General features: G+C 23.2%; 1 pseudogene. It reads left to right on the forward strand.

The features are described from left to right. Positions 1 to 659 (forward strand): annotated as a pseudogene (locus tag N1F73_RS03810) (conjugation protein); the annotation flags it as partial.

Raw genomic sequence — 659 nt, forward strand, 5'->3', positions numbered from 1 at the left:
TCAAATGCTGAAAAGTCAATTAGTAATTTTAAACTGGTTTTAATAAAAGAAAATTCAAATCCACAAAGCTATTTTACGGAAAATGTTGTTTTGGATTCTAAACAGATTAGACCTCTTTGAAAAACAAAACAAGGAATAAAGTTCTTTAACTATTTAAAAATAAAACATAATTTAAAAGATGAAGATATTGTAGCTTTAAATTATGAAAGTGCTATGCAGTATTATAAAAGTTATATTAACGAATTGTATTGAAGTGCAAAATACAATGATTTTATTAGTATAAATCCAGTATTTAATGCAATTAATGACGATCAATATACGAGTGAAGAATTTAAGGAAAAATATATTACTAATGGTTTTGAGCAAGCGTATAGAGATATATTAGGCGATTTTGAATATAAAAGTGAAGTTAATATTGCTAACATTGAAATTAGTGAAGATAAGCAAGGTATTTATATCTATTTGAATCCAAAAACAAGTGAAGATATTTATAGATTACAGCAGAGATATTTTTTAAATGTTAAGTTTAGAGATGTTAATTCTAGTGCAAAAACTTTAATTAATTTAAATCTAAATCAAGAACTATTATTGAGTTTAGCTCGTGATAGTTTAGTTAGTGAATATACTAAAAAGTTAAATCAAAATATAAATAGAATTTT

It is taken from the genome of Mycoplasma sp. HS2188 (genome assembly GCF_025209835.1).
Taxonomy (GTDB): domain Bacteria; phylum Bacillota_I; class Bacilli_A; order Mycoplasmatales; family Metamycoplasmataceae; genus Mycoplasmopsis.